The sequence below is a fragment of the uncultured Megasphaera sp. genome (assembly GCF_900539295.1).
In the GTDB taxonomy this organism is placed as follows: Bacteria; Bacillota; Negativicutes; order Veillonellales; family Megasphaeraceae; genus Megasphaera.
Genome location: NZ_UQBH01000015.1, coordinates 25,307 through 44,656, shown reverse-complemented (window position 1 = coordinate 44,656; position 19,350 = coordinate 25,307). Strand labels below are relative to the sequence as shown.

19 protein-coding genes and 1 other RNA gene are annotated in these 19,350 nt (G+C 48.8%); 2 read left to right on the top strand and 18 right to left on the bottom strand.

The genetic code is table 11. The features are described 5' to 3' along the window. Positions 1-10: 10 nt before the first annotated feature. From QZQ46_RS06510 to QZQ46_RS06455, 12 genes are all read right to left on the bottom strand, one after another. Complete coding sequence (locus QZQ46_RS06510; protein ID WP_366135292.1) at positions 11-877, bottom strand: phosphatidylglycerol lysyltransferase domain-containing protein; 867 nt, start codon at positions 875-877, stop codon at positions 11-13. Between the two features lie 64 nt (positions 878-941). Continuing rightward, entirely contained in the window at positions 942-1,550 is a 609-nt protein-coding gene (locus tag QZQ46_RS06505; protein WP_296828103.1) for a DNA-3-methyladenine glycosylase, read from the bottom strand. Then, positions 1,547-2,296 (bottom strand): IclR family transcriptional regulator, encoded by a 750-nt coding sequence (locus QZQ46_RS06500; protein WP_296828101.1) that lies wholly within the window; start codon positions 2,294-2,296, stop codon positions 1,547-1,549. The genes QZQ46_RS06505 and QZQ46_RS06500 overlap by 4 nt, the downstream gene beginning before the upstream one ends. Before the next feature lie 21 nt (positions 2,297-2,317). Then, positions 2,318-3,454 (bottom strand): efflux RND transporter periplasmic adaptor subunit, encoded by a 1,137-nt coding sequence (locus QZQ46_RS06495; RefSeq protein WP_296828099.1) that lies wholly within the window; start codon positions 3,452-3,454, stop codon positions 2,318-2,320. Positions 3,455-3,475: 21 nt separating this feature from the next. Further along, positions 3,476-3,721, bottom strand: a complete 246-nt coding sequence (locus QZQ46_RS06490) for a pro-sigmaK processing inhibitor BofA family protein (RefSeq protein ID WP_296828097.1) — start codon at positions 3,719-3,721, stop codon at positions 3,476-3,478. A 7-nt stretch (positions 3,722-3,728) separates the two neighbouring features. After that, positions 3,729-4,319 (bottom strand): recombination mediator RecR, encoded by a 591-nt coding sequence (gene recR, locus QZQ46_RS06485; protein ID WP_296828095.1) that lies wholly within the window; start codon positions 4,317-4,319, stop codon positions 3,729-3,731. Next, positions 4,319-4,636, bottom strand: a complete 318-nt coding sequence (locus QZQ46_RS06480; protein WP_044503334.1) for a YbaB/EbfC family nucleoid-associated protein — start codon at positions 4,634-4,636, stop codon at positions 4,319-4,321. The genes recR and QZQ46_RS06480 overlap by 1 nt, the downstream gene beginning before the upstream one ends. A 26-nt stretch (positions 4,637-4,662) precedes the next feature. Then, complete coding sequence (gene dnaX / locus QZQ46_RS06475) at positions 4,663-6,609, bottom strand: DNA polymerase III subunit gamma/tau (protein ID WP_296828093.1); 1,947 nt, start codon at positions 6,607-6,609, stop codon at positions 4,663-4,665. Between the two features lie 41 nt (positions 6,610-6,650). After that, positions 6,651-6,894, bottom strand: an RNA gene (gene ffs, locus QZQ46_RS06470) — signal recognition particle sRNA large type. Positions 6,895-6,986: 92 nt separating this feature from the next. Then, a complete protein-coding gene (locus tag QZQ46_RS06465) occupies positions 6,987-8,114 on the bottom strand; it encodes an OmpA family protein (RefSeq protein WP_296828091.1) in 1,128 nt (375 codons plus the stop codon). Positions 8,115-8,251: 137 nt separating this feature from the next. Then, a complete protein-coding gene (locus QZQ46_RS06460; protein ID WP_296828089.1) occupies positions 8,252-9,793 on the bottom strand; it encodes a M20/M25/M40 family metallo-hydrolase in 1,542 nt (513 codons plus the stop codon). A 14-nt stretch (positions 9,794-9,807) separates the two neighbouring features. Then, entirely contained in the window at positions 9,808-10,257 is a 450-nt protein-coding gene (locus QZQ46_RS06455) for a GtrA family protein (RefSeq protein ID WP_296828087.1), read from the bottom strand. A 186-nt stretch (positions 10,258-10,443) separates the two neighbouring features. Between QZQ46_RS06455 and QZQ46_RS06450 the strand changes: the two genes are divergently transcribed. Beyond that, positions 10,444-10,878 carry a MarR family winged helix-turn-helix transcriptional regulator gene (locus QZQ46_RS06450; RefSeq protein ID WP_296828085.1) on the top strand — a complete coding sequence of 145 codons (435 nt, stop codon included), beginning with the start codon at positions 10,444-10,446 and terminating at the stop codon, positions 10,876-10,878. A gap of 50 nt (positions 10,879-10,928) precedes the next feature. On the opposite strand, the gene QZQ46_RS06445 is transcribed toward QZQ46_RS06450, so the two are convergent. From QZQ46_RS06445 to dapF, 5 genes are all read right to left on the bottom strand, one after another. Continuing rightward, on the bottom strand, positions 10,929-12,326 hold the full coding sequence (locus QZQ46_RS06445) for a GntP family permease (protein WP_296828084.1): 1,398 nt from the start codon (positions 12,324-12,326) through the stop codon (positions 10,929-10,931). A 433-nt stretch (positions 12,327-12,759) separates the two neighbouring features. Next, a complete protein-coding gene (locus QZQ46_RS06440; protein ID WP_296828082.1) occupies positions 12,760-13,182 on the bottom strand; it encodes an OmpH family outer membrane protein in 423 nt (140 codons plus the stop codon). A gap of 16 nt (positions 13,183-13,198) precedes the next feature. Further along, the gene (locus tag QZQ46_RS06435; RefSeq protein ID WP_296828080.1) at positions 13,199-13,786 is read right to left on the bottom strand and encodes a hydrolase; all 588 of its coding nucleotides are present in this window, start codon (positions 13,784-13,786) and stop codon (positions 13,199-13,201) included. Positions 13,787-13,886: 100 nt separating this feature from the next. Continuing rightward, entirely contained in the window at positions 13,887-15,020 is a 1,134-nt protein-coding gene (sfsA, locus tag QZQ46_RS06430) for a DNA/RNA nuclease SfsA (RefSeq protein ID WP_296828078.1), read from the bottom strand. A 73-nt stretch (positions 15,021-15,093) separates the two neighbouring features. After that, positions 15,094-15,933, bottom strand: coding sequence for a diaminopimelate epimerase (gene dapF / locus QZQ46_RS06425; protein ID WP_296828076.1), 840 nt, complete (start codon positions 15,931-15,933; stop codon positions 15,094-15,096). 199 nt (positions 15,934-16,132) lie between these two features. On the opposite strand from dapF, the gene QZQ46_RS06420 reads away from it, so the two are divergent. Then, positions 16,133-16,975, top strand: a complete 843-nt coding sequence (locus QZQ46_RS06420) for an AraC family transcriptional regulator (RefSeq protein ID WP_296828074.1) — start codon at positions 16,133-16,135, stop codon at positions 16,973-16,975. 3 nt (positions 16,976-16,978) lie between these two features. Here QZQ46_RS06420 and QZQ46_RS06415 read toward each other — a convergent pair whose 3' ends face one another. After that, a complete protein-coding gene (locus QZQ46_RS06415) occupies positions 16,979-19,261 on the bottom strand; it encodes a hydratase (protein ID WP_296828073.1) in 2,283 nt (760 codons plus the stop codon). Positions 19,262-19,350: the final 89 nt, after the last annotated feature.

Genomic DNA, 19,350 nt, shown 5'->3' with positions numbered 1-19,350 from the left:
AAAAGCCCCCTTATTTTTTACGCAGTGTAACGTCGTATTTTTCTACGAAATGGTCGGGATTGTACGATTCCTTGGAATGGCGCAGGCCGGGAATCCCCATGTCTTCTTCACGATTGATGTAGGTCGTATGGGCCCAGGCGTGGACGACAAATTCATGGTTAATCGCCTGATACAGGCCGCGAATCGTAGGATCACTCTTTTCAAAGTGGATGATGGCCGTATCGTCATTGAGCATTTCGCCGATAGAAAAGGCGACGATTTTATTATACATGCGAATGGCACCGCCTGTCGGCTTCAGGGCCGACCAGTTATTGAATACCGTTTCGATAGCGTGACGTTCACCTAAGAGCTCATCATCGTCATCGCCGTCTTCATGCTGATTATACCAAGTCTTTTCGGCTTCCAGACATTCATCAAAGATATCTTCTGTAATGGGTACATATTCCCAGTTACCGATATATTGGTTGCGGAAGTGATTGAGATTATTTTTCTTCTGGCGGAATTTCTTACCGGATAAATTAATCAAACTCTGGGTCAAATAGACGTATTCATAGTTATCCCGGTCCGGCGTGAAGTCATAACAGTCTTCACAAAGGGCCTTGATTCGTTCGACAGCTGCCGGCGTAACGCCTTTCATAAGGAAAGGGTAGCCGTGTTCTTCAAACCACTCATGCATGCGCAGGACGCCTTTGACGAAGCTTCCGTCTTTGCGGGCAAAAGGCGGAATCCAAAACTGCTTTTTACCGCGGCCCGAGCGGACATAGAGTACGTTGTCTTCTTCGGCCCACTGAATTTCATACGGCTTTTGCCAGGCAAACAAGGTCATAAAAGTCGCATCAGCCTGTTCATATCGTTTTTCCTGAAAATAGGCATCGATGAGCGGTTTATCTTCTAATCGAAATTCTCTGAATTGAATAATAGTAATCTCCCCCTAAAACTTATCACACCTTAGATACATAAGGATTGTCATTAATATAAAAACGCCAGGGAAAATGCTTTCCATACGTGGCGTAGTCAATATTAATGCGCGTCGTCTGCACAATATCAAAAGCAGACTCATTCTCACTGTGAGCCAGATAAAGGCCGGATGCCGTCAAATCGAGCTCGTTCTGTTCTCTTGTAATTCCGAAAGCCTGACAGAGCTTCCCCGGACCGTTTGTCAGGTTTCTGCCAAGTATCTTTGCCTTTCGGCGACCGGCCATTAACTCCAGGCCAATAACCGGCTCGACGGCGCGAATGAGGACGGCTTGTCCCTGTCCGGCCGGACCGGTAACGACATTAAAACAGGAATACATCCCATAAATAAAATAAACATAACTGATGCCGCCGACATGAAACATCGGTGCCGTCCGCCGGGTCATTCCTTTGAAGCTGTGCGACCCGTCATCAACGGCGCCTTTATATCGGCAGCCGTAAGCCTCCGTTTCAACAATCCGTCCGGCACAACGGCCTTCCGGGGTATCGTGGACGAGGTACTGTCCCAAGAGTTTGGGCGCTATATCCACGGCATCGGACAAAAATTCATCAGGCGTCCAACGAGAGCCTATCATGATTTTTTCCGATACCCTAAGGAATGTGAAATTTCATAGGCATATTGACTGGCTGTAAACAACATTTTCTGACGAATGGAGTCATAAAAACGCATGGACGGACCGGCGATGGTCAAGGAAGCAATCACCTGTCCTTCAAAGTTAAAAATGGGAACGGCTAGGGCAAACAGTCCGTGCTCGCTTTCATCCTGGGTAATGGCATAGCCGTTGTGGCGGATGGAAGCAAACTCATCTTCAGACATATTGCCGTACTTATTGATATAACTCTGACGTTCGTCATCATGAGCCCAAGCCAGGAGAACCCTGCCGGCTGCCCCTTTATAAAGGGGCAGGGATTCACCGATGGGAATGACCCTTCGAAGTGAATGGGTACTTTCTACATGGTCTAAACAGATGCGAAATTCGCCTTCAGCAATGTAAATACTGACCGTTTCATTAAACAACTGTTGTAAACGCCGTAAATAAGGTTTAGCCAGGGTAACTACATTTTCAGTCCAGTGCGATGAGTATCCGAGAGCCAGCGCCTTAGGTCCCAGGCGATATTTCTTCGATGCATCATTGCGGGTCAGGTACTGCCGGCGTTCCAAGGTGTTTACAATGCGGAATGCCGTCGACGTGTTCAGGCGAGTCTGTTCGGAAATTTCCTTCAAGGTCATCCCCGTATTGCACTCGACGAACAAGTCGAGGACATCAAGGCTTTTTTCTAACGATTTCAATAAGCTGCTCTGATGTTCGTCTTTACCCATTGGCCTCTCCCTCCCTTTAAATTACGACTTTACACTCATCCCGATTTCCAATGAATCAGGAGGATTAGAAACAACTATATCGCCTTCTTGAAGGCCGTCCAGGATAACGACGCGGCCGTCGGATTCATCGCCGGTCAGGACGGAACGGGCATCAGCCAATCCGCTGCTGTTGACGATGTAAACGAAGTCGCCGCTGTCTTTAGTGCGGACAGCCGTCTTAGGCACGGTAATCTGTGAAACTTCTTGAGGCGTTGCAATGCGAACGTGGTAAAATTCACCGGGAACAAAGAGGTTCTTGGCATTATTAAAGGTGACTTTTGCCATATAAGAACCGGTTGACGGATCTTTTTCCGTCGCCAAGTACGTCAGTTCGCCCGTTTCCGTTTCTCCTGAAGGAGCGATGATGGAAATCTGTAAACTGCCGCCCTTCTTAGCATCGGACAAGGCGTTGATATACATTTCCGGTACGGCAAAGGTCGCAACTAACGGGGACATCTGCTGAATCGTGGCCAAGACGCCTCCGGCAACGGCAATGGAGGGATTGTCGGATACGGCCGTTACCCGCCCTTCAATAGGGGAGTAAATCGTCGCATTTCCCAACATGTCGCGGGCCGTCTGGATAGCCTGCTGGAGCTGAGCAATCCGTTCCTGATTGACTGGTGTCGATTCCGGCACCTGAACGGTCTGGGAACCGCCGCCGGAGTCAGACATCATCTGATTGTATTCGACCTTGGACAAGGCCCCCATGTTGTACCAAGCCTTCAATTCCGCCCGACGGCCGCTGTTGTCGCTGCCGCCGTTGTCGGGAACGGTAACGGTCCGATAGGTTGGAGCCGCTGCTGCCGAAGCTGCTACCAATTCGGCTTCAGCCTGGCTGACGCTCTGCTGATACGGTGTAGAATCGACTTGGGCGACGACGTCACCTGCTTTTACCTGCTGGCCTACGGCCAACGGAGTTGATACGAGCTTGCCCGAGATTTTGGGAACGATGTTGGTCACATTCAAAGCTGTAATATTGGCATCCAAAGTCAGCGCTACGGGGTGATTCGATTTGGAGACCGTCTCCGTTTCCGTAGACACGCTGTTGCCGCAGCCTGTAAGGATAGAAACTGCTAAAACGGCAGTACAGGCCAGAACAGCCCATTTCTTTAATTTCACGATATCCCTTCTTCGCATACGTTAGAAAAATGTATAATACAACGTAACCAGCACGACGCCCGGAAGGCCAAACAGGCCGATGATCAAGCCTGTCGCCAAGGTAATCGGAACGTGCTGAAAACCAAAAAGATAGCCGAAATGATTGACGCCATACAGCACGATAAGGCCAATGATGACATTGACCACGAGGTGGCGCATCGGGGTCAAAATCACCTTATGCACAAGGTATAAGATGGCGATTCCGACGGCTATCGACAGATACTCCATAAAACCCTCACATTTCCTGCCGATTGGCAACGGCACCGGCCAAGGTAGCTTCATCGGCATATTCAATGTCGCCGCCCATAGGAAGTCCGCGGGCAATACGCGTTACGCGGATTCCGGCCGTCTTGATCAGGCGGGACAGATATAAAGCAGTGGCCTCGCCCTCGACGTCAGGATCTGTTGCCAGAATGACTTCTTTTACATCAGTATTTCCCAGGCGTTGTAAAAGCTCGCGAATACGAAGATCCTCGACGTTGACCCCGTCCAAGGGGGACAGAGCCCCGTGAAGGACGTGGTATAAGCCATGGTAATCACCGCTTCGCTCAATAGCCTGGACATCTTGCGGCGTTTCTACGACGCAGATCGTCGAGCGGTCGCGGCTGGTATCACTGCAGATGGGGCAGGGATCCTGAGAAGACAGGTTGAAGCAAACCGAGCAAAAATGCATATTTGCCTTAGCATCGCGGACGGCATTGATAAATTCATCGACCCGGCTCGCCGGCTGCTGAACGATATAATAGGCCAGCTTACGAGCCGTTTTAACCCCGATTCCCGGCAGGCATCGGAACTGCTCGGTAAGCTTGTCTAAAGGCGTATCCATTAGAACATTCCCGGCAGGTTCATCCCGCCTGTGATCTTGCTCATTTCCTGAGCCATCATATCGTCAACCTTTTTATTGGCTTCGTTGACAGCCGCTACCATGAGATCTTCCAGCATTTCGGCATCTTCCGGGTCGATGATGCTCGGGTCGATGTGAACGCTTTCTACATTTTTTTCACCGTTCATGACAATGGTCAGAACACCGCCGCCAACCGTTGCTTCTACGGTGCGTTTTTTCAAATCTTCCTGCAGTTTCTTCATTTCCTTCTGCATTTTTTGTACTTTTTTCATCATGCCTTGCATATTTCCACCAAACATTTGATTTCCTCCTGTTTCTTTCAAGCTTATTTTTTGTTTTCTATATATATATTACAATCTCCTACCGTTTTAATCAATGGCCCGAGAGCCGCCCGTTCGGCGTCACTCATGTCTTCCATCGATGCCGGCTGCCACGGCGGTTCATCCTGTTCAGGCGGTTCATCCGTCTCAGTCGGTTCAGCAGGAGCTGGAATATTGATTTCCGGCGGGGCCGGCGGCTGTACCGGATCCGGTTCTGTCGTCTGAACGACGTCAGGAACGGCCGGAGCCACAGGGGATGCCGCTAGGGTTTTATCCTTTTTTTTTTCGTAAACGGTCAGTTCCGCGTCCCCTTCCAGGAATCCCTGCATATGATGAGGACTGCCGAGGACCGATTCCAGAGCAGCATCGGTAAGTTTAAAGTAATCTTCCCGATTGGCTCGTTTAACCATAAAGGGCGTCTTAAAGGCGACGATGACCTGTCCTTCGCCGATGTAAACGACGCGTCCATTGCGAATACAGGACAAGACGGCCTTTTTCTTTTCTTTATCGAGGACGGCACACATCTTATCCCAAACGGCCTGGTAATCAGCCGATACGATGGGAGCTGTATCCGAAGGCGTAGCCGATGGCTGAGGCGCGGCATCAGCTTCAGGCCTGTTATCAGAAGCAGGCGGCGGTACCGGTCTTTCTTCTGCCGGAACAATTTGCTGTTGAACCACCGATTCAGCAGGAGAAGGTACCGGCTTCGACGGGACGAAATCATCTTCCGGAAAAGGAACTGTTTCTTCCGGAGCATGGTAGGTCTCATAATCGTCTTCTTCCGGTACGGGAATCGCTTCGTGATGCTGCTTTTTAGGTGACGGCCGGGCAGCTGCCGCGTTTACGTCCACGGTGTTTACAGGCTGTGTAAACTTCCGTGACGCCATGAGGAGACCCATTTCAACGGCAATCCGCGGGACCGGCGAGGTCTTGGCCGTCAGTAACGCCTGTTGTAAAACGTCTACAATCCTAAAAATGGCTTCCGGCGACACAGCCTCGGCTTGTTTACGGAGTTCACTGAGGCTGTCGCTGTAGGCTGACAGAGAATCCGATTTAGGCGCAGCCTGAAAAAGCATGAGCGCCCGTAAATGAGCTAAGACCTCGGTCAAAATGACCCGCGGCTCTTTTCCCAGTTGGATGATGTCATCGACGCCCTTGATGATGACGTCGCTGCGGCCGTCAAATAAGGCCTGAGACAAGGAAAAGAGCCAGTCCTTACCGATGAGTCCCAATAAGTCGCGAACCATTTTTTCATCGACGGCCCCGGATGCATTGCTGACACATTGGTCAAACATACTGAGGGCGTCGCGCATGCCGCCGTCAGCTTGGACCGCTAAGATATGGGCAGCACCTTTCGTCAATTCAATCTGCTCCTGTTCAGCCACATAGAGCAGGCGATTGGCAATATCCTGGCTGGTAATACGGCGAAATTCATACCGCTGACAGCGGGACAGAATAGTCAGCGGAATCCGTTCCGGTTCGGTAGTTGCCAAAATAAAGATGACGTGAGCCGGAGGTTCTTCCAAGGTCTTCAGCAGGGCATTAAAGGCTTCTGTTGTCAGCATATGGACTTCGTCGATGATATAAATTTTCTTATGCCCTTCGACAGGCATAAATTTTATCGTTTCCCGCAAGGTGCGGATATCTTCAATACTGCGGTTGGAGGCGGCATCGATTTCGACGACATCCAAGGATTCGCCGCTCATGATATGGAGACAGGCTTCACAGGCATTACAGGGATGGGCCGTCGGTCCGTTGACGCAGTTCATGGCCCGGGCAAAAATCTTGGCCGTACTGGTTTTACCCGTTCCGCGGGGACCCGAAAACAGGTATGCATGGGCCACCTTGTCCGTCTCTATCGCTTTTTGCAGGGTTTCCGTAATATGTGACTGACCGACAACGTCTTCAAAGCTTTTCGGCCGCCACTTACGGTATAGTGCAATGTATGCCATCGATTCAAATCCTTCCGCATATGAAAAAAAGCAGCTAACCGCTGCTTTTACCAACTGAAAAGTACTCGTGTATGGTAACCCGCCAGGTTTCCTCGTGGCACATGGAAAGATCTACTTATTGCTGCTTCCTCTCGGACCTGACAAGGTTCATAGGTTCCCATTGCACAAGCCCCGGCGAATTACCACGCACCAGTACTCTTATTAAGTTAGCTACATTATTATATCGTGAAAAATCGATTTTGGCAAGAAAATTTCTAAAAAAATCAAGAATTTTTTTCAAAGCCGCTCAAAGGCCCTTCATTTACCGTATATAAAAACTCGCACGGCCCGATGCCATGCGAGTTTTATATACGACTTCAGAGAAGTTATGCTGATTCTTAGTAGTGATGCCAAATATCGACGCGGCGATTATCGGCACGACCTTCTTCGGTGTCATTGGTGCTGGCCGGATCGGTCTTACCTTTATAATCGAGTACCATCTGCGATGCCGGAACGCCCTGGCTTTCTGCATAAGCAGCTACGTTGTCTACGCGGCGTTTCGAAAGGTCATCGTTGTAAGCGTTGCTGCCCTTAGCATCGGTATTGCCGACGAGTTTAAAGGTATCGTTCGGGTTTGCTTTGGCAACCTGGACGAAGTGATCCATCTTGGCTTTTTCAGAAGCAAGGGGCTGGTCTTCGTCAAATCCGAAGTGAACGCTTTCAAGGTAGTAGTCGTTAGCCGGAGTCGGGGCCGGGGTGTAAACCGGAGCCGGAGCTGCCGGAGCCGGGGTGTAAACAGGTGCCGGTGCCGGTTCAGGAGCTTCTTCCTTAGGACCGCCGCCAAAACGATAGGAAACGCCAGCGATGAAGCCCTTGTAAGAGATGTTAGAATCATCATTCGTATAAAACGGACTGGAGTCTTTATCGCCAAGCTTCGTATTTAAATAACGGTAACCGGCATTGATATCGAGATCCGGCGTTACGTGGTAACCGAGACCGGCTTCCCACATGGTCGTATTCTTCGTGCCCAAAGCGCCTTTTGCATAAACGTCGAGTTTATCAGCCAAGGGAGCTTTGGCAATCAAGCCGATCTGAGCGATGTTGTTGGTATCGGATGCCGAATAACCGCCGCCGCTCAATTTGTTTTCGATGCGGCTCCAGCCGGCGTAAGCTGCGAAGTTCTTATTGATGGAGTAAACAGCGTTTACTTCCTGCTGAGAACCATCGGTGCCAATGCCGAGAGTTTCGCTATTGCCGTCGGATTTGAGGCCGTAGTAATTATACTGCAGACCCCATTTATCCGTAAGGCCATAGGTAACGCCGCCCTGGAAGTTCCAGTTCGTATCGGTACTGATGTCGCCACCTTCACCAGCGACTTTATCACCATCAACGGAAGCCTTGGTATTCCAAGCACCCAAATCAACCTGCCACTGTCCCTGTTCCCACTGCGTCTGCGGCGCAGCAAAAGCTAAGGATGCAGAGCATGCTGCCATAACAGCAGCCAAGACTAAAGATTTTTTGTTCATTATCAATCCCTGCTTTCTTATTTGAATTTAATATTGTCGCCTACGACATTATTATTGCTTAGTATAACATATCATTTTTACAATATAGTTACATTTTGCAATGCATTTTCATCATTAAATAAGAATTTTGATATTATTTACGAATGATTCTTTCCTATGTATGAAATAATTGCATCCAAGACGGCAGGAAGTTTTTTCGATACACTTTCGATATTGACCCGTTCCGTCCTCTCATGAAGGTCTTTGCCCCAAGGTCCTAAGAGCATGAAGGGGATTTGAAGTTTCTTCAAGCTGTTTAAGTCGAAGGGATAAGCTTTGCCCCACAAGAGCAGGTTCTTTTCAATCATCTTTTCATTGAAATCAGGATCGACACAGCAGTAACTGCAGTCGGAAACGCCGTTAAAGTAGCGGTTAAACTGAATGTCTTCCATAGACGACAACTTTTCCAACAAGCCCGTAAATTCTGAATTTGGGACAGCCAGGCTGTCGGCAGCCGGATAGTAGGGCGGAGCAAAGGCGACGACAGCCATCGGCGTCGTAATACCGGTGAAGTCAAGGATCTGCTCTAACAGGCGGATCGTTTCTTCTACATAGGTACTCTTGCCGTCCTGAAGGGATACGAAGGATGCCTGTTTAGCCGACTGGTAAAAGACATCAAATCCGGGATAAGCCATAGCCTGCTGCATGAGCTCATCGGCACTGAGAACCTCCATCTTAAGATCTCGCCCCATGTTTCGGGACAAATCGTGAACGGCCCGCCGCGTTTCTTCCAATAAGACATACATGACGTCGTCCGGTGTCTTCTGATACGTAAGGAGGTTCAATGCCGCCGCGACGCGCTGGGGCAGGGTAACATCGTACCGTTCCTTTCGATCGCGGAGGTAGACCCAGGCAGGCGGCGGCGTCTGTTCACCGTCGCAGGCGTCAGTCAAATCCTTATTGCCTTCGGTATTGGCAATGAGCTGGGCTAAAACGCCTGTCGGATTGATGCCCGTGTCATACAAGCCGATGTGAACGGGTTTACCTTGAACAAAAACGACGGGCTGTATCTTACCAACCGTGCCGGTAAACGAAATGAGTTCGCCCTTTACTTTACGGTTCGGTTCACTGTCGATGAGGATATCGTAGGTTAAGTGATAGGAATTGCGCAGTTCATTGAGCAGGGTAATGGCCGTCCGCATCCCGGCCGAATATGTTTCTTCGTCAGGAAGGGAGAGGTAAAGTAAACTGGCATCCCCCGGATGTTTGGCATAGTCTTCAAAAACAGCCAACTGGGCAGCAGCCCCGCCTTTCATATCACAGGAGCCGCGGCCAAAGAGCCATTCACCGCTTTCAAGGTCACGGCGAACGTCTTCGCTCGTGTCCTTATGGGACAAGGCTTTTTGCAGCTCGTCCGGATCAAAGGCCTGATCCCTCAAGTTACCATAAACTTCAATATCGACGACGTCGTGATGATTCATGAAAATAACGGTGCGGCTGGTCTTCCCCTGAACGAGTCCGTAAACGACGGATCGTTCACAACGGTCATTCGGTACGTGAATAAGACCGCCGATAACGTCCATTTTTGAAAAGAACTGCTGTAAATACTGTTCCATTTGCCGTTCTTTCGGCGTATTCGTTTCACTGTCGATATGAATCATTTCCTGCAAAATTTCCATGATTCTTGCTGCCTGTGCCATAAAGACACCCCCTTCTATTTAAAAATCCACTTTTTGCGCGATACGTAATTCCAGACGGTAACGATAGCGCTGGCTATGATTTTGGAAATCATTGGATTTAAGCCCAAAAATGACGATGACGTAAAGAGCCACATGAGAAGCAGATTCCAGCCAAGCCCCATGGCACTGACAACGAATACCAGGGAGACTTCTTTGCCGCGCTGATAACGGCTTCCGCTGTCAAAAACGAAGCGATTACAAAGAATATAATGGTACAGCGTAGACAGGGCAAAAGCCATGGTCGTAGCCGTCAAGACAGTCTGCGTCTGTACGGAAAAAACAAGGGCCGCCGACAGCAGCCTGAAAAAAATATAAAACAGGGACCATTCCAATAAGGCAGCCGAGCCGCCGACTAAGAGGTACATGAAGATCTTCATGTACTCATTATTGGTATAATCAAATCCGAATATTTTCTTTTGTTTCATTGGTTTCCCCCAGTATCCTTCCTTTTTTCATGTATCAGTCTCATTATACGGCAGGATATAGAGAATTGCTATATACTGAGTACTTTTCTTTTATTTAAAAAATTCAATAGCTATATATAATGAAATATGATAAAATATATAGTAATTAGTAATACGAAATATTTTCAGAAAGAAGGAAGATATCCTGTGGATTACACGAGATGTATTAACTTTTTACTAACCATTTCACAGCATGAAGTTTTTTTAATCTTTTCCGAACACTTGGCTGAATTTGGCATTACGCCCGGCCAATACGGCGTACTTGCCTGTCTGTGGAAGAATGAAACCTTGACGCCGAAGGAAATCGCAACCATCCTGCGAGTCGAAAATTCCACCATTTCCGGCGTCCTCGACAGAATGCAGAAGCGCGGCCTCATCGACCGTATCCTAGACCCTAAAAATCGCCGCAGCATCCGCGTCCGACCGACTGAAGCCGGAATGGCCATCAGAGAGCCGGTACAACAGAAAATCGAAGAATTGAACGATCTGGTCTTCAAAGATTTTACGCCGAAAGAAAGAGAAGATGCCTTGAACATCTTGACGAGAATCGGAAGAGTCTGTTCAACAGACCTGAAGGAATAACCAAAAAAGGTACTGCCGCACCTGCGTCAGTACCTTTTTTCACTAACTTTTTATACAATGCCCGTGATCATGTAGAAGAATACGCCGAAGAAAGCGATGATGACTTTTAAGATCGTAATGGCAAACATGTCTTTATAAGCCTCGCGATGAGTCAGACCGCAAATGGCCAAGGTCGTAATGACGGCGCCATTGTGAGGCAGACTGTCCATGCCGCCGGAAGCCATGGCAGCAATACGGTGAACAACTTCAGCAGGAATGCCGGCAGCCGCCGTTTCAGCTAAGAAATGCTGACCGAAGATGTCGAGGGCAATGCTGAGGCCGCCCGAAGCAGAACCGGTAATACCTGCCAAGATATTGACCATCAAGGCGACGTTGAACAGCGGCATGCCCTGACCGATACCTAAAAGGGAATCGGCAATTTCCATGAAGCCCGGCAGAGAAGCGATAACATTGCCGTAACCGACTTCGGACGCCGTATTCATAATAGCCAGGAGAGAACCTAAAGCACCGGCGTTGAGAGCCGCTTTAATGCTCGTGTTTTTCGACATGAATTTACGTCCCGTCGCACTGGCGATAATGATGGCAGCCAAAAGGCCAATGACCAGAGCCCAAATAGCAACGACGTTGTGGACGCCTTTAGCCAAAAGGGGTACGTTCATGGAACGGAAGGGGCTCAATAAAGATTCGTCCCACTGGAAGATCATGGAGAAATAGAAGTTCAATACTAAGACGACGATAAGGGGAATAATCGACAACTGCCAAGGCGGAAGTTTGGCTTCCGGATCGATGACCGTTTCGTTAAGGGTATGGTTGCCGTAGCCTTCGCCGGAACGAGCCAGTTGTTTACGACGGAATTCAAGATAAATAAAGCAGAGGATAATCAGCAAGGTCCCGCAGATTAACCCTAAGATCGGTGCTGCGAAGGTCGTCGTTCCCAAGTAAATCGTCGGGATGATATTCTGAATCTGAGGGGAGCCGGGATAGCAGTCCATCGTAGCCGTAAAGACGCCGGCCACAAAGCAGGCAGGAATCAATCGCTTGGGAATATCGGCTTCGCGGAATAAAGCGGCTGCAAAGGGATAGACGGCAAAGGCGCAGACAAACATGGAAATACCGCCGTAGCAGAGGATCATGCAGGCGAAGACGACGGCGAAAATAGCCTTGTCCTTGCCAATGAGGCGAATCGTTTCCAAAGCGATGCTGCGGGCCATCCCCGTTTCTTCCATAATCTTGCCGAAGACGGCGCCGAGGAGGAATACCGGGAAGAAGGACTTGATGTAGGTAACGGCTTTAGCCATAAACAGTTCAGTATACCCCGGTAAAATAGGCAGGCCTGAAAAACTCGCTGCAAACAGGGCAAAGATCGGTGCAAATAAAATAACCGAAAATCCGCGGTAAGCAAATGTAACTAATAAGAACAAACTCAATACAATAGCAATGATTTCCATATACTTATTCTCCTTTTCTTCTGTTTCCGAATGACTTATTTCGTACTCTAATCATACGGGAAGGACGATGAGAATAAAAGACAACCGCTTAAGACAGCCTTTGCGTTTTTTGCCCAAATTGGAAATTCCATGAATTCCCTCAACAACATAATCATTATTTTTCCATTTCCTACCAATAATTACACGTTCTTTTATTCACTATAAATTCTAGATGAATCAAATATGACGTCAAAAGTCAGAAAAATACTTTTCCGACTCTTTACCTATCCTTCGGCAGTCCGTAGGTTTTCAAAAAATATCAGTGTTATGAAGCCTGTCCTCTACAATCTCAGAGACATATAGACAATTTCTGACAAAAAAAAGACGCAGCTCAATCAAGCTGCGCCTTTACATATTCAATGGTGGATATTACCTTAGGCTGTAGATGCTGACCTTATTTCAAGCGGGCAGCGACGTCCTGAGTGATATCCTGGCTCTGGCCGATAACGACGGAACCGCTCAATACGACGTAATCCAAGCCTTTTTCTTTCTGTACGGCCTGTGTTTTTTCAAAGATATCCTTTTCCAGCGGCTGGAATAAAGCGATACGCTGCTGGTTCAATTTATTATTGTACTTTTCGACCAGTGCCTGCTGAGCTTTCTGATCGCTGGTTTTCTTCAAATCTCTCTGGAAGTCATCTTGTGCATTTTTTACGTCTGCCTGCCACGTAGCCATGGTCTTAGCATACTTCGGATGGTTCTGCAAGAGAGCAGCAGCATCGATCGTACCTAAACCGGCTGCGAAAGAAGCACCGGCAGCACCGACAGTAAACACAGCCGCAGCCATAGCTGCCATAATCATTTTGCGTAATTTCATAATAGATTCCTCCTTATTATTCATCCACTCCTGTCAGTTCAAGGCATTCTTTGCGAACGCCGTCTTCACAGGAGCGCATAGCCAAAATAGTTTTTTCAAACAGTTCCGCCAAGTCCCAGCCTAACAATTCAGCGCCGTTTTGGATAACGTCACGGGAACAGCCGGCAGCGAACCGTTTGTCCTTGAACTTTTTCTTTAAACTCTTTACTTCCATGTCTTTCGTGCTCTTTGACGGACGCATCTTAGCGGCGGCCCAGATGAGGCCGGTCAATTCGTCAGCAGCATAGAGGACCTTTTCCATCATATGTTCCGGTGCGATATCGACGCAGATGCCATAGCCGTGACAGACGACAGCATGGATAAATTTATCATCAGCACCGATTTCCGCGAGGAGTTCCGGTGCTTTTTTGCAGTGTTCGTCGGGGTACTGCTCAAAGTCGACGTCGTGAAGCAGACCGACGAGGCCCCAGAAATCGACGTCATCACCATATCCCAGTTCCTGAGCATACCAGCGAATGACGCCTTCAACAGTCAAAGCATGCATGATGTGAAAAGGTTCTTTATTATATTTTTGCAGTAAAGCTAATGCCTGTGAGCGTTCCATACCGCATCGCTCCCCTCTGATTCCTTGATTTATCTCACATTATAACATAAAACCCCATAAAAAACAGGGAGTTCATCGTTTTCCCCCATACAATTTACATTTACATCATGGTTTGAAGGCGATTCATGCGAAAATCTTCGACAATTTGAATGAAGGGGCGATAGTGAATGGGATTGGCATCAAAGCCAAACAGATGAGACGAACAATGGCAGTCCGTGCAGCCGAAGCCGTCGATCTGCCAATCGGAAACCCCTTGGACAGCCTTGGCCAGGTCGTGTTCTAAATCAGCGGATGTCCGAATGGGAAGGGCGGCGACGACGTCGGCTTTCTGCCGGAGATAGTCGATATGCCAATGAAGATTTTTCCGCCTGCGGCTGTGGCGGGCCAGTCGGGCTGCTAAATTTTTCTTCGCCGAACCGGTATAGACGTAATATCCTTGCGGAAAATGCATGGTCCCTTGAGACCCCACGACAATATCCGCATCTTCCGCAAGACGTATGACAAAGAGATAGTCGCCACTGTCGTGATTTTCTGTCGTCAAAAGGGCTTCGGGATACTGCAGCAGCCGGACCGGTTCGGGTCTTCTAAAAGACGCATCCCAGCGCAGGGCCAAGGCCTTCCAGTCGAGGTGCGGTGCCGCTTCATAAAAAGCCTCGGCAAAATTTGGATCGGTATGGTAATCGGGAAGGAACCACTGAGCCCTATCCCAATGAACCAGGAATAAGACCCCGGTATGGATGCCCTGTGCACTCATGGAAGCCAGTTCTAAAATATGCTTTCTTCCCCGTTCGGTGACAGCATCGGGAAACATGGCCCCATTACGGCTGAAAAGGGTGCAGGACTTTACTTCGACAAAGAAGCGCTCCTCCCCCTTTCCCAACAGGAGGTCGAAACGGCTGTCGCCGACAGTCACTTCCCGGCGGATGAGATCCCAACTTTCCCAGCCGGGGATGAGGTGATTCTCGACGAGCCAAGCCGCCGTATCGTTATTATACTGTGTATCGAGTAAAATCGGAGCCCCGTCCCGTTCAATGCCGACGACGTCGTAGGGTGTCTTGCGATTGGGATTGGCTGCAGGCCGCACATAGACCGTTGTTCCCGGAAAGAGGAGTTCCCACATCCGGCCCGGATTCGGCATATGGCAGGTAACGATCTGACCGCCAAGGTCGACATGGGAAATGAAGCGGTTGGGACGATCGATGAATTTTCCTTTTTGAATCTGTTGCATCTCCATAAAAATACCTCTCATGTATGGTAAAAAGAGGCTGCCACGATGACAGCCTCTTTTAATTATATACAGTTATCAATTAATCTTCCAGCCATTCGCCCGTAAAGGTAACGGCAGCCGGACCGGTCATGTAGACGTTGCCGTCTTTTTCATCGTATTCGATGTGAAGGGTGCCTAAGTACAGCTGAACATCGACACTGCGTCCCGTAAAGCCATTCATGAAGGAGCCGACAGCGCAGGCGCAGGAACCGGTTCCGCAGGCCAGGGTAGCGCCGGCACCGCGTTCCCAGGTGTGGACCTTGATCGTATGGTCGTCAATGACTTGGACGAAGTTCATATTCGTCTTACGCGGGAATGCCTTATGGGTTTCAAATTTAGGACCTAAGTCATGGAGAGGAACGGCGTCGACATCTTTGACGTAAATCATCGTATGGGGTACGCCCATGAGGAGGCTGGTAATCTTATAAGTCTTGCCGTCCACTTCAAGGGGTTCATCGACGACAGGGCCTTCAGGACCTTCCATAGGAATCTGAGAGCGGTCCGTAAAGGGTTTACCCATGTTGATGGTAACTAAACTTACCTTACCGTCATCGCCGACGATAACCTTCGGCTTCATGATACCGGCCAAGGTTTCGACGGTAAATTCTTTTTTATCGATGATTTTATGATCGTAAACGTATTTTGCAAAGCAGCGGATGCCGTTGCCGCACATTTCAGCTTCGCTGCCGTCAGCATTGATGATGCGCATGCGGACGTCGGCTTTATCACTGGGAACGATGACGATGATACCGTCAGCACCTACGCCAGTATGAGGCGCACACAGCTTGACGGCCAATTGGGAGAAATCCTTGTCAGCGCCCTGCTTATCTTCAAAAAAGACGAAATCATTGCCTAAACCGTGCATTTTGACAAATTTCATATCTTATACCCTCCATTAAAAATTATATACTCATAATGATTGATAAGTAACTGTCTTGAATCCTTACAGCATCTATTATACAATAACGGAAAGTGAAAAGTATATGAAAATAATGTTATTTACATTGCAAATTATGCTATTTCAAGATAATCGAACTTCCTTTTGAAGAAAAGTCTATCAAAGAGAGAAGGAACATTCTATGGCACAAAAAACAGGCTATTTATCAGGTAATCTAAAACTGTTCCACTTAGTCGATAAGAGGCAGTGGACCTGTCCCTACCATTATCATGACTTTGACAAGATCACCCTCTTTTTCCAGGGACATGTTTCCTACGACGTCGAGGGAACGGCCTACGATTTAAAGCCCTTTGACATCGTCGTCATTCCCTCCGGGAAAATTCACCGTCCGACCGTAATCGGCGACTCCCCTTATGAGCGGATTATCGCCTATATTTCGCCGGCTTACCTTAAGACATATGAACAGCGCGGCTGTCCCGTCGGCCAGATTTTTTCCGACTCCGCTTCGCCCATCCTCCGCCAGCCCCAGGAAGCGGACAGCCTGTACAACGTCTCCTGCCGCCTGCGGCGGGCATGGTCTTATACGGGACCAGAGGGAAAACTCCTGCAGGAGACCCTCTTTTCGGAATTTCTCATCCATCTTTGGATGGATATGAAAACACAGAAAATCGGCTTCGTAAAGAAAAAACAACAGCACAAAAAAATCACCCATATCGTCGACTACATCGAAAATAATCTTACCGATGACCTGTCGATTCCAGCCTTAGCCAAGCGGTTCTATATGAGCCCGGACTACTTAATGCACCTCTTCAAAAGTGAGACAGGTATGACCGCCGGCAGTTATATTACAGCAAAAAGGCTGCAAAAAGCCCGCCGCCTCATGCAGGAGGGACGGGCTTTGACGGAAATCTGCTACGAATGCGGATTTACCAATTATTCAACTTTCTATCGGGCCTGGAAAAACCGATACCATTCCTCACCGAAGGAAGGACTCATTGAAAAAGACGATCGCTTCGATGAATGAGGATCAGCGATTGCGGTTGTAGTTGATCAGGCTGCCGGCTTTGACAATTTTCTTTTCATCGTCCGTCATAGGCGCAATGTAGAGAGACAGTTCCTTCATGCCCTTGGTGACGACATAGGCTTTAATGTCCTTCATGTCGCCGTCGAGGGCCTTTTTGACGTCGGGAACGTAAATATAGTCGCCGATTTCAAAATCCGGTTCTCCTTCCATTTGGAAGGGCAGCATGCCCCAGTTGATGACATTGGAGCGATAGCGCTTGGTCGCATACTCGCTGCAGATATTGGCCAGACCGCCGAGGACTCGCTGGCAGCTGGCTGCCTGTTCACGAGCCGAACCGTCGCCGGGTTTTACGCAGTAAATCATACTGCCGATTTCAACGTCTTTCATGGAAACGCCGTCAAAATGCTTATTCAAGGCTTCAAAGACAGCTTTTAAGTCAGGATCGACACCGGCCGGGCAGTCTCCTGCCAATCGAGCCTGTTCGACTTTGTTTACGGCTTTAGCCCGTCCGACGTATTCCGGATCACGGCGAGACAAGGTAAATTCAGCCAGTCCCAAGGGATTGGAACGATACGAAGACGTTTCCCCGGAAGGAATCAATTCATCCGTCGTCGTAACCGGATCCATGATTTTAGAGCATACTTTCAGCAGAATCGAGTCGGCCAAAGGTTCCATATCGGGCCAGTCTTTAATATTCGGTCCATAGACCAAAGAATCTTCATCTTCACCTTGTCTAAATCCCTGATAAACCAAGGTTGCATAAGGCTTATCGTCGTATTCATAGGGGGTTTCTACATAGTCATCCATATAGCCGTCAGCCGACGTCAGGACACCGCCGTTAATGGCCGTCGCAGCAATAGAGCGAGCATCCATCAAGGCTACTGAGGCAAATTGGCCTTTGCCCGGCTTGGAACCTTCGCGATTCGGGAAGTTTCGCGTCGTATGGCGGATACTGAAGGCATTGTTGGCCGGTGTATCTCCGGCGCCGAAGCAGGGACCGCAGAAAGCGGTCTTAAAGATGGCACCCGCTTCCAATAAGGTCGAAACAGTGCCGTTGCGGACGAGATCCAGGTAAACCGGCTGGGACGAGGGGTATACATCCAAGGAGAAGTCATGACTATTGCTGGAGCCCTGTTTTAAAACATGGGCAGCGGCCACGACGTTGCTGTAATTACCGCCGGAGCAGCCGGCAATGATGCCCTGTTGTACCATGAGTTTACCGTCTTTAATTTTATCGGTAAGGGTGTATTTCAAATCTTTATTGCTCATGCGGCTGTTGATGGCTTCTTCCGTTTCATGAAGGATGTCTTCCAGATTGGCATTGAGCTCGTCGATGGTAAAGGCATTGCTCGGATGCATGGGCATGGCAATCATCGGTTTTATCGTGCTGAGGTCAATATAGATGAAGCCGTCGTAATAGGCCACGTCAGCCGGATTCAGTTCTTTATAGGCATCGCCGCGGCCATGCTGGGTGAGATAGGCCTTGGTATCTTCGTCCGTCCGCCAAACCGACGACAGACACGTCGTTTCCGTCGTCATGACGTCGACGCTGTTACGGTAGTCCGTCGACATGGAAGCCACGCCGGGGCCGACAAATTCCATGACTTTATTTTTGACATAGCCGTTTTTAAAGACGGCTCCTACGAGGGCAATGGCAATATCCTGAGGACCGACGGCAGGGTTTGGTTTCCCTGTCAAGTAAACGCCGACGACGCCGGGATAAGCGATGTCATAAGTATCTCCAAGGAGCTGTTTTACCAATTCGCCGCCGCCTTCGCCGACAGCCATCGTTCCCAGAGCACCATAGCGGGTATGGCTGTCGGAACCGATGATCATCTTGCCGCAGCCGGCCATTTTTTCACGCATATACTGATGGATGACGGCAACGTGAGGCGGAACAAAGATGCCTCCGTATTTTTTGGCAGCCGAAAGACCGAAGACGTGGTCATCTTCATTGATCGTACCGCCGACGGCACAGAGTGAATTATGACAGTTGGTCAGCACGTAGGGCAGGGGGAAATGGTCCATCCCCGAGGCCTTTGCCGTCTGAATAATGCCGACATAGGTAATGTCGTGAGACGCCATGGAATCGAATTTAATTTTTAAATTATCCATCGACGCTGCTGTATTATGATTTTTTAAAATTGAATAAGCAATCGTTCCCTTGCGAGCTTCTTCCTTCGAAACAGTCTTTCCCGTCAGCTGCTGAAGCTTAGCCCCGTCATTTTCCGGTACGATGTCCTTACCGTTGACTAAATAGGCACCGCCGTCATATAACTGAATCATAATTAACCCCTCCTTTGTCATCGCCGAAGCGACGGCTTTTCAAATTATGAAATTTACTAAAATAACTTTCACAATATAAAATTTATTCC

What these genes read in the sequence shown, in the direction of transcription:
- QZQ46_RS06505 (WP_296828103.1), bottom strand. Translation starts at nt 1,550, where the DNA reads ATGATAGGCTCTCGTTGGACGCCTGATGAATTTTTGTCCGATGCCGTG.
- QZQ46_RS06500 (WP_296828101.1), bottom strand. Translation starts at nt 2,296, where the DNA reads ATGGGTAAAGACGAACATCAGAGCAGCTTATTGAAATCGTTAGAAAAA.
- QZQ46_RS06490 (WP_296828097.1), bottom strand. Translation starts at nt 3,721, where the DNA reads ATGGAGTATCTGTCGATAGCCGTCGGAATCGCCATCTTATACCTTGTG.
- recR (WP_296828095.1), bottom strand. Translation starts at nt 4,319, where the DNA reads ATGGATACGCCTTTAGACAAGCTTACCGAGCAGTTCCGATGCCTGCCG.
- QZQ46_RS06480 (WP_044503334.1), bottom strand. Translation starts at nt 4,636, where the DNA reads ATGTTTGGTGGAAATATGCAAGGCATGATGAAAAAAGTACAAAAAATG.
- dnaX (WP_296828093.1), bottom strand. Translation starts at nt 6,609, where the DNA reads ATGGCATACATTGCACTATACCGTAAGTGGCGGCCGAAAAGCTTTGAA.
- QZQ46_RS06465 (WP_296828091.1), bottom strand. Translation starts at nt 8,114, where the DNA reads ATGAACAAAAAATCTTTAGTCTTGGCTGCTGTTATGGCAGCATGCTCT.
- QZQ46_RS06460 (WP_296828089.1), bottom strand. Translation starts at nt 9,793, where the DNA reads ATGGCACAGGCAGCAAGAATCATGGAAATTTTGCAGGAAATGATTCAT.
- QZQ46_RS06455 (WP_296828087.1), bottom strand. Translation starts at nt 10,257, where the DNA reads ATGAAACAAAAGAAAATATTCGGATTTGATTATACCAATAATGAGTAC.
- QZQ46_RS06445 (WP_296828084.1), bottom strand. Translation starts at nt 12,326, where the DNA reads ATGGAAATCATTGCTATTGTATTGAGTTTGTTCTTATTAGTTACATTT.
- QZQ46_RS06440 (WP_296828082.1), bottom strand. Translation starts at nt 13,182, where the DNA reads ATGAAATTACGCAAAATGATTATGGCAGCTATGGCTGCGGCTGTGTTT.
- QZQ46_RS06435 (WP_296828080.1), bottom strand. Translation starts at nt 13,786, where the DNA reads ATGGAACGCTCACAGGCATTAGCTTTACTGCAAAAATATAATAAAGAA.
- sfsA (WP_296828078.1), bottom strand. Translation starts at nt 15,020, where the DNA reads ATGGAGATGCAACAGATTCAAAAAGGAAAATTCATCGATCGTCCCAAC.
- dapF (WP_296828076.1), bottom strand. Translation starts at nt 15,933, where the DNA reads ATGAAATTTGTCAAAATGCACGGTTTAGGCAATGATTTCGTCTTTTTT.
- QZQ46_RS06420 (WP_296828074.1), top strand. Translation starts at nt 16,133, where the DNA reads ATGGCACAAAAAACAGGCTATTTATCAGGTAATCTAAAACTGTTCCAC.
- QZQ46_RS06415 (WP_296828073.1), bottom strand. Translation starts at nt 19,261, where the DNA reads ATGATTCAGTTATATGACGGCGGTGCCTATTTAGTCAACGGTAAGGAC.